The following is a 9,198-nucleotide window of genomic DNA, read 5'->3' on the forward strand; positions in this document are numbered from 1 at the left end:
CCTAAAGATGCAATAAAACACCCTAGGCATATAAGAACAAAGTCCTTGATAAAATTTTGATGTTTTTTTAGTTTAGATAACATAATAAAATCCTCTGCTTATTATTTATATAGTAATTTATATGATTAATTTAACCATACAACAAATTATATATTATATTCATCAGTATGTTAACAGAAAAGTTATTTTAATAAAAAAGTAATTTTTAATATTAGGAAAATTTAATATAATAAGTTATCATAATTATAAGAAGTTAATTTTGAGAGAGGTGTTAACTATGTTTAATGTTTTAGTAGTAGATGATGAAAAAGAAATAAGAGATGCAGTTGATATATATTTAAGAGGCGAAGGAATGAAGGTATTTAAAGCACAAGATGGAATTGAGGCATTAGAGATATTAGAAACAGAAAAAATACATTTAATAGTATTAGATATTATGATGCCAAGATTAGATGGAATAAAGACTTGTCTAAAAGTAAGAGAAACTAAAAATATGCCTATTATAATGTTATCAGCAAAAGGTGAAGATAGTGATAAGATATTAGGCTTAAACGTCGGAGCAGATGATTATATGTCTAAGCCATTTAATCATTTAGAGCTTGTTGCAAGGGTTAAGTCACAATTAAGAAGATATGAAAAACCATTAGAACTAGAGGATAGTGTAGAAGATATAATAACGGTTAAAGATTTAGTTATAAATAGTAAGGAAAAGACTATTACCTTAAGAGATGAAGATATTAAGGTTACAGCAACTGAATTTAAAATATTATATTTACTAGCATCTAATTTAGGAAAGGTATTTTCTATAAAGGAAATATATGAAAAGGTATGGGAAGAACCTTTTTATAGAAGTGAAAATACAGTAACTGTTCATATTAGAAGAATAAGAGAAAAGGTAGAAATAAATACTAAAGAGCCAGAATACATAAAAGTAGTATGGGGAGTTGGATATAAAATTGAGAGAGAAAATTAAATATTATTTAAATGGAGTATGGGGTGCTGAAATATTAATAGTAGTTTTTTTAACTGTAATACTAGGTGTAAATGTTAATAAGGCCTTAAATGATAAATTTGCTCAAATTGGAGCAGGGACATTTGATGCATTATTTAATGAGGAACAGTACGTTAAATCAATGATTTATTATGAAAGCAAAAACATATCAGAAAATATTTATAAATCAACTGATAACTTGAAGAACATTGCTCCTTTATTAGAAGAAAATAGATATATTTATGATAATGAATTATACAATCAGTATATGTATTACATTATATTTGATAAGTACACAGGAAACTTCACATCAAATGATTTAGAGTTTTATGAGCATATTGCCGTAGTAGATAAAAATGTAATAAACTCATCAAATGATGTAATGAAATATTTGAAGGAAAAAAAGTATGATGTGATACAAATAGATAATCAAAATAGATATAACTATTATATTGAATCTACAGAATCAAGTAATATAAAGGCATCAATTAGCAGGTATTCAGAGTTTTACTATAAGTTACCTGGAACATATAACTATTTAGTTAAAACGGAACAAATAACTGCCCAAGCACTTATGTTAGGTGGAATTATAACAATACTACTTACATTGAAAATAATTATTAATATTTTAAGAGATAGAAAAAAGGTACATTGGAGAATAAATACTCTTAGTAGACTGTGGTATGTATTAAGATATGGGTTAAAATATAGAAATACTAGAAACAAGATATTATTTTCATTTGGAGGAGCTATATTAGTAATAGTAGCCTATCTATATTTAGTGGCCGGAATAAGAAATCAAAATGTATTAGTTACCTTCCTTACTAGATATCCATTTAAGGGAACTCTAATATTAGTATTAATTCCATTAGTATGTGTTATTTATTCTTTAAAAAAGAGTTTGGATATTTCCATAATTAATGATGGTTTAAGAAAGTTAAATAATGGAGATTTAGAATATAATATTAATAATGTTGGAGAAAGAGAAGTAAAAGAGCTAGTAGAAAATATTAATAAAATAAAAAATGGATATAAAATAGCTGTTGATGAAAGAGTACAAAATGAAAAGCTAAAAACAGAGTTAATATCAAATGTTTCACATGATTTAAAAACTCCATTAACATCAATTATAAATTATGTAAATATATTAAAAAATAAAGATATAACTGAACAAGAAAGACAAGACTATTTAAAAATACTAGAGAAAAAATCATTAAAGCTAAAAACTTTAATAGAAGATTTATTTGAAGTTTCAAAATTAAATAGTGGAAAGATGATATTAGAAAAAAATGAACTTGATGTAGTTTCTTTAATTCATCAAGTAGTTGGAGAATATTGCACACTATATGAAGAAAAAAATATAAGCTTTAAAGTTAACTCTAATGTAGATGAAATATTTATAAATATTGATGGAAAGCTTATGTCTAGAGTTTTTGAAAATGTAATTATAAATTCTTTGAAATATTCATTAGATAATACTAGAGTTTATATTGGAATAAGAGATGAAGAAAATCATGTTGAGATTTTCTTTAAAAATATTTCTAATTACGAAATGGATTTTAATGAAGAGGAGATTTTCGAAAGATTTGTAAGAGCAGATAAATCTAGAAATTCTGCTGTAGAAGGATCAGGAATAGGATTGGCTATAGTAAAGAGTATAGTTGAACTTCATTTTGGAGATATTAAAATAGAAGTAGAAGGAGATATGTTTAAAATATATATTAGGATACCTAAAATATAGATATTGAAAGTATAATTATTAATGATATAATAATTAATATTAGTTAATAATTAGAATTGAAAGAGGTAAGAGAAATGAGCGTATTATTTATAGAATATCCTAAATGTACTACATGTAGAAAAGCAAAGAAATTTTTAAGTGAAAAAGGTATAAACTTTGAAGATAGACATATAGCAGAAGAAAAGCCAAATAAATTAGAACTAGAACAATGGATAGAAAAAAGTGGATTACCAATAAATAAATTCTTTAATACATCAGGAAAGATTTATAGAGAAATGGGATTAAAGGATAAGATAAAGCTAATGGGTAAAGAGGAATTAATAGAATTATTAGCTACAGATGGTATGTTAGTAAAGAGACCTTTACTAATAACAGAAGATAAAGTTTTAGTTGGATTTAAAGAAGCTGAGTGGTTAGAGTTAAAATAATAGTAAATATTATAAAAGGATAAAAGTCAATAAATAAAAATTATTACTATAGCGAAAAAAGGAAAGTATTTGTTTAAATACCTCCTTTTTTCTTTATTTTAATATGTATTTCTTATTTTACAAAGAGGAAAATAGAAATTATAATTAACTATATATTGTGCTAGTGTGATGAAAGATATCAATAGATACACTACATATAGTGGAAGGGGACTTTATGGATTATTTATATAAAATTACTGAGATAGCTGTAAGAGATATCAAAGATAATGAGGGAATATATACAAGAGAAAGATTATTACAAGCTTTGGAGCATATTATTAGACCAAATATGAATAATGATGAGATAAGAGATTGTGTTATTCAAGTATCATTAGAGCTAACATCTGATATGGAACCAGCATGGCAATATGCAGCTGCAAGAATATATATGTATAAGGTTTATGATGAGGTAGTTAAAAATAGAAATTTAAAAGATGAAACTAAGCTATATAATGATTTATATAGTTTTATTGTGAGTTTAACAGAAAAAGGTTTATACGGAAAATATATATTAGAAAATTATTCTAAAGAGGAAATAGATGAATTAGAAAAAGAAATAAAGCCTGAAAGAGACTTTATATTTACATACAGTGGAATAAATCTTTTATCTAAAAGATATTTAATACAAGACTTTGATAGAAGTACATTAGAGTTACCGCAACAAATGTTTATGGGAATTGCAATGCATTTAGCTATTCCAGAGAAAAAAGAAAATAGATTAACATGGGTAAAAAGATTTTATGATGTGTTAAGTTCTTTAAAAGCAACAATGGCAACACCAACTATGTCTAATGCTAGAAAACCATTTTATCAATTAAGCTCATGCTTTATAGATACTGTAGACGATAGTTTAAAAGGAATATATAAATCACTAGATAACTTTGCTGAAGTATCAAAATTTGGTGGTGGAATGGGGATTTATGTTGGAAAGGTTAGAGCATTAGAATCACCAATTAGAGGCTTTAAAGGAGCATCAGGTGGAGTAATACCATGGGTAAAATTATTTAATGATACAGCAATTGCAGTTGATCAATTAGGTGTTAGAAATGGGTCAGTAGCAATATGGTTAGATGCATGGCATAAAGACTTACCAGAGTTTCTTCAATTAAAAACTAATAATGGTGATGATAGAAAAAAAGCTCATGATGTATTCCCAGGGTTATGTTATCCTGATTTGTTCTGGAAATTAGCAGAAAATGATATTGATGCTAATTGGTATATGATGTGTCCTCATGAAATAAGACTTGTAAAAGGATATTCTTTAGAAGACTTCTATGGAGAAGAGTGGGAAAAGAAATATCTAGAGTGTGTTGAAGATGAACGAATAAGCAAAAGAGTTATGTCAGTTAAGGATATAGTAAGGCTTATTATAAAGAGTGCAGCAGAAACAGGAACACCTTTTGCGTTTTACAGAGATACAGTAAATAAGATGAACCCTAATAAGCATAAGGGGTTGATTTATTCTTCGAATCTTTGTACTGAAATTATGCAAAATATGAGTCCGATGGATATTCAAAATCACGAGATAATAGATGAAAATGGAGATACTATAATAGTTGAAAAAATTAAGGCTGGAGACTTTGTAGTATGTAATTTATCATCAGTTGTTTTAGGAAATGTTGATGTAACTAATGATGAAGAGTTAGGTTATGTTGTAGAAACTCAAATTAGAGCTATGGATAATGTAATAGACTTAAACTACTATTCAGTTCCATTTGCAGAAGTTACTAATAAGAAGTATAGAGCAATAGGACTTGGAACAAGTGGATATCACCATATGCTTGCAAATAACTTTATTCATTGGACTGCAGATGAACATACTGAATTTGCTGATAAGGTATATGAAAGAATAAATTATCATGCTATTAAAGCTAGTATGACAGCTGCTAAGGAAAAAGGAGCATATGGCTGCTTTAAAGGTTCTGATTGGGATAATGGAGATTACTTTAAGCTTAGAGGGTATACTTCAGAAGACTGGAATAACTTAAGAGAAGAAATACAAACTCATGGAATGAGAAATGGATATCTTATGGCTATAGCACCAAATGGATCTACGGCTACTATAGCGGGAACATCAGAAGGTGTTGACCCTGTAATGGCTAGATTTTGGTTAGAAGAAAAGAAAGGAAGTATTATTCCTAAAACAGCGCCTAACTTAAATGAAGATAATTATTGGTATTATAACTCAGCATATAACATTGACCAGAAGTGGTGTGTAAAAATAAATGGAATAAGACAAAGACATATAGATCAAGGGCAATCCTTTAATTTATATATAACAACTGATTATACAATGAGACAAATAATGAACTTATATATTGAAGCTTGCAAGCAAGGAGTAAAATCAATATATTATGTTCGTTCAAAATCACTTACAGTTAGTGATTGTGAAAGCTGCTCAGCATAAAATAGAATAATAAATGGAGGCATAATAATGTCAATAAATAAAAAACCTCTTTTTAATGAATTTGGAGATATAGAAACATCTAAAAAGAGAATGGTAAATGGGAATACTACAAATTTAAATGATTTTAATAATATGAAATATACATGGGTATCGGATTGGTATCGTCAAGCAATGAATAACTTTTGGATACCTGAAGAAATAAATCTTGCACAAGATTTAAAGGATTATAATAAACTTACAAATGATGAAAGAACAGCTTATGATAAGATACTTTCATTTTTAATATTTTTAGATTCAATACAAACAGCAAATTTATCAAATATAAATAATTATATAACTGCAAGTGAAGTAAACTTATGTTTAACTATTCAGTCATTCCAAGAGGCAGTACATTCACAAAGTTATAGTTATATGTTAGATACTATTTGTTCGCCAGAAAAGAGAAATGAAATATTATATCAATGGAAAGATGATAAGATTCTTTTAGAAAGAAATAAATTTATAGGTGATTTATATAATACATTTTTAGAAGAGCCTACAGAAAAAAATCTTTTAAAGACTATAATGGCTAATTATATACTAGAAGGAATATATTTTTATTCAGGATTTATGTTTTTCTATAACTTAGAGAGAAATGGAAAGATGCCAGGTTCTGCTCAAGAAATAAGATATATAAATAGAGATGAAAATACTCACTTATGGTTATTTAGAAATATATTAAAAGAACTTCAAAATGAAGAGCCTAATATGTTCACAGAAGAGGTATTAAGTGAGTTAAGAGAAATGATGAAAACAGGTGTTGAGCATGAAATAGCATGGGGACATTATGTAATAGGAGATAATATACAAGGAATAAACAAAAAGTTGATAGAAGATTATATAAAATACCTAGGAAATTTAAGAATGAAATCAATAGGCCTTGAGCCTCTTTATGAAGGGTATAATGATAATCCGGCAGCATGGGTAGATACATTAGCAGATGCAAATTCAGTAAAGACAGACTTTTTTGAAGCAAAATCTACGGCTTATGCAAAAGCAGCTACCCTTGTAGATGATCTATAAGTATTATTGGAGTAATTATATAAATTTATTTTAAGATATTAAAAAAGATAGTCTAGTAAGAATATTAAATCTTACTAGACTATCTTTTTGTTAAATTATATGTTTAATATTCAAATTTAATTATTATTTCTTTAATTTCACCTTTAGAGTTTTTTCTAGTTTTAAAATCTTTTATATCTTTAAAATCATTATTTAATTGATAAGTTAATTCATTAATTGTAGCTTTGGTTTTCTTTGTTAAATTCCCATCTTGTACAACTTCAAATCTTTCTTTTTTAGTGGTGATTTCTGAAGATGAATCATCAAATATTACATAGTAATTAGGTCCTTCTTCTATAACTGGATATTCTTTTCCTAATGAAAGTGTTGAACAAAGTTTGTTATCAATACATTTAATTATCATAGTTACCTCCTAAATAAATTAAAATATAACAATATTATACAATAAAACTTAAGAAAACAATATACATTAATAGCAATAAATAAAATATTTTAAAATTAGTGTAAAATTATGTAATATTATTTATAAAAAGTTCATAATTTTTAAAAAATATTAAGAAAATATAGATTAGTGAATAAATTAAACAAAAAATAGAATAAAAAAGTTTGTATTAATCTTAACATAATTAAAAAATATGGTATAATACAGAGTAGTGAAGTAAATAAGTATTTATAAATAATTATTTAGTATAACTATCAAGCTTGATACTTAATTTTAGCTTAGATAGTTTTTATTAAGGAGGAACTCGGAAATGAAAAAAGGTATTGCTGCTTCAAAGGGTTATGCAATAGGGAAAGTATTTTTACAAGAACATGAAGAAATAGTAATAACAGATGCTAAAGTTAGCGATGTAGTTGCAGAAAAGGAAGCTTTACAAAAAGCTTTAGACCAATCAAAGGTTCAATTAGCAGCTATAAGAGACAAGGCTCTAGCAGAAATAGGGGAGCATGAAGCACAAGTTTTCGAAGCTCATTTAACTTTATTAGATGATCCAGAATTCACAGGTGGAATGTTACTTGAAATAGAATCAAGCAGTATAAATGCAATGAAAGCTGTAGAAGGAGTTACAAATACATTTGTAATGATATTCGAATCAATGGACGATGAGTACATGAGAGAAAGAGCAGCAGATATAAAAGACGTTTCAAAGAGAATAATATCAAACTTAGCTGGAAAAGGCGGAGATGGTTTTGCTATAACAGAAGCTAACACTGTAGTTGTAGCTCACGATTTAACTCCATCAGATACAGCTCAATTAGATAGAAGCAAGGTTACTGGTTTCTTAACTAACATTGGAGGAAGAACTTCACACTCAGCTATCATGGCTAGAACTTTAGAAATTCCTGCAATAGTTGGATTAAAAGACATAACTACTTCAGTTAAAAATGGAGATATGATTATTGTTGATGGTATTGAAGGTGTTTGTATAATAAACCCTGAGCAATCAGTAATAGATGAATATACTGCAAAGAGAGAAACTTTCTTAGCAGAGCAAGAAGAATTAAAGAAATTAATAGATGTTAAAACTGTTACTAAATCAGGTAAGAGAATAGAAGTTTGTGGAAACATAGGTTCACCAGCAGATGCTGAATCAGTACTTGCTAATGGTGGAGATGGTGTTGGTTTATTCAGAACTGAGTTCTTATACATGGATAGAGATTGTGCTCCAACAGAAGAAGAGCAATTCGAATCATATAAGAAAGTTCTTGAAATAATGAATGGTAAACAAGTAGTTATCAGAACACTAGATATCGGTGGAGATAAAACTCTTCCATACTTACCACTACCAGAAGAAATGAATCCATTCTTAGGATACAGAGCTATAAGATTATGTTTAGATAGAAAAGATATATTCAGAGTTCAAATAAGAGCTTTATTAAGAGCTTCAGTTTATGGTAAGCTTGCAGTAATGTTCCCAATGATCTCAGGATTAGAAGAATTCCAAGCTGCTAAAGAATTCGTAGAAGAATGTAAAGCAGAATTAAAAGCTGAAGGAATAGCTTACTCAGAAGATATCCAATGGGGTATCATGGTAGAAATTCCAGCAGCAGCTGTTTATGCAGATGAATTAGCTAAGCACGTAGATTTCTTCTCAATAGGAACTAACGACTTAATCCAATATACATTAGCTGCAGACAGAATGAGTGAAAAGGTATCATACCTTTACAACCCAATGCACCCAGCTGTATTAAGATTAATAAAAATGACTATCGATGGTGCTCATAAGCATGGTAAATGGGTAGGAATGTGTGGAGAAATGGCAGGAGATGAAGCTGCTATCCCAACTTTAGTTGAATACGGATTAGATGAGTTCTCAATGAGTGCAACATCAATGTTAACAGCTAAGAAAATAATATTAGAGCAAGAATAATATGTATTAAGTCCCCTTGAATTATCAAGGGGGCTTATTTTTTTAGAATATATGAGAATTAAAAGAGGGAAGATAAAAGGTAGTAAGGTTAATAAATTTAAATAAAAGGATGTGACTTTTGTGATAACAATAGTAAAGGGAGCAACAGTATATGCACC

General features: G+C 27.8%; 7 protein-coding genes. 6 read left to right on the top strand and 1 reads right to left on the bottom strand.

The window, feature by feature from the left end; genetic code table 11:
• Positions 1–277 precede the first annotated feature (277 nt).
• From ACRDBA_RS05700 to ACRDBA_RS05720, 5 genes are all read left to right on the top strand, one after another.
• Positions 278–973 carry a response regulator transcription factor gene (locus ACRDBA_RS05700; RefSeq protein ID WP_438571960.1) on the top strand — a complete coding sequence of 232 codons (696 nt, stop codon included), beginning with the start codon at positions 278–280 and terminating at the stop codon, positions 971–973.
• Positions 957–2,732: a sensor histidine kinase gene (locus ACRDBA_RS05705; protein WP_438571961.1), complete on the top strand. Its 1,776-nt coding sequence runs from the start codon at positions 957–959 to the stop codon at positions 2,730–2,732. The genes ACRDBA_RS05700 and ACRDBA_RS05705 overlap by 17 nt, the downstream gene beginning before the upstream one ends.
• 74 nt (positions 2,733–2,806) lie before the next feature.
• Positions 2,807–3,160, top strand: a complete 354-nt coding sequence (locus tag ACRDBA_RS05710; RefSeq protein WP_438571962.1) for an arsenate reductase family protein — start codon at positions 2,807–2,809, stop codon at positions 3,158–3,160.
• Between the two features lie 214 nt (positions 3,161–3,374).
• Positions 3,375–5,606 carry a ribonucleoside-diphosphate reductase subunit alpha gene (locus tag ACRDBA_RS05715; RefSeq protein WP_438571963.1) on the top strand — a complete coding sequence of 744 codons (2,232 nt, stop codon included), beginning with the start codon at positions 3,375–3,377 and terminating at the stop codon, positions 5,604–5,606.
• 27 nt (positions 5,607–5,633) lie between these two features.
• On the top strand, positions 5,634–6,668 hold the full coding sequence (locus ACRDBA_RS05720) for a ribonucleotide-diphosphate reductase subunit beta (protein ID WP_438571964.1): 1,035 nt from the start codon (positions 5,634–5,636) through the stop codon (positions 6,666–6,668).
• Between the two features lie 103 nt (positions 6,669–6,771).
• Here the strand turns inward: ACRDBA_RS05720 and ACRDBA_RS05725 are convergent, their stop codons facing one another.
• A complete protein-coding gene (locus ACRDBA_RS05725; protein WP_438571965.1) occupies positions 6,772–7,071 on the bottom strand; it encodes a hypothetical protein in 300 nt (99 codons plus the stop codon).
• Positions 7,072–7,420: 349 nt separating this feature from the next.
• Here ACRDBA_RS05725 and ptsP point away from each other — a divergent pair, with 349 nt between their 5' ends.
• The gene (gene ptsP, locus ACRDBA_RS05730; protein WP_438571966.1) at positions 7,421–9,040 is read left to right on the top strand and encodes a phosphoenolpyruvate--protein phosphotransferase; all 1,620 of its coding nucleotides are present in this window, start codon (positions 7,421–7,423) and stop codon (positions 9,038–9,040) included.
• Positions 9,041–9,198 lie beyond the last annotated feature (158 nt).

It is taken from the genome of Clostridium sp., assembly GCF_051654825.1.
GTDB lineage: Bacteria > Bacillota > Clostridia > Clostridiales > Clostridiaceae > Clostridium.

Excerpts from the sequence above, each read along its gene's own strand:
- ACRDBA_RS05700 (WP_438571960.1), top strand. The coding sequence starts at position 278 with ATGTTTAATGTTTTAGTAGTAGATGATGAAAAAGAAATAAGAGATGCA.
- ACRDBA_RS05710 (WP_438571962.1), top strand. The coding sequence starts at position 2,807 with ATGAGCGTATTATTTATAGAATATCCTAAATGTACTACATGTAGAAAA.
- ACRDBA_RS05715 (WP_438571963.1), top strand. The coding sequence starts at position 3,375 with ATGGATTATTTATATAAAATTACTGAGATAGCTGTAAGAGATATCAAA.
- ACRDBA_RS05720 (WP_438571964.1), top strand. The coding sequence starts at position 5,634 with ATGTCAATAAATAAAAAACCTCTTTTTAATGAATTTGGAGATATAGAA.
- ACRDBA_RS05725 (WP_438571965.1), bottom strand. The coding sequence starts at position 7,071 with ATGATAATTAAATGTATTGATAACAAACTTTGTTCAACACTTTCATTA.
- ptsP (WP_438571966.1), top strand. The coding sequence starts at position 7,421 with ATGAAAAAAGGTATTGCTGCTTCAAAGGGTTATGCAATAGGGAAAGTA.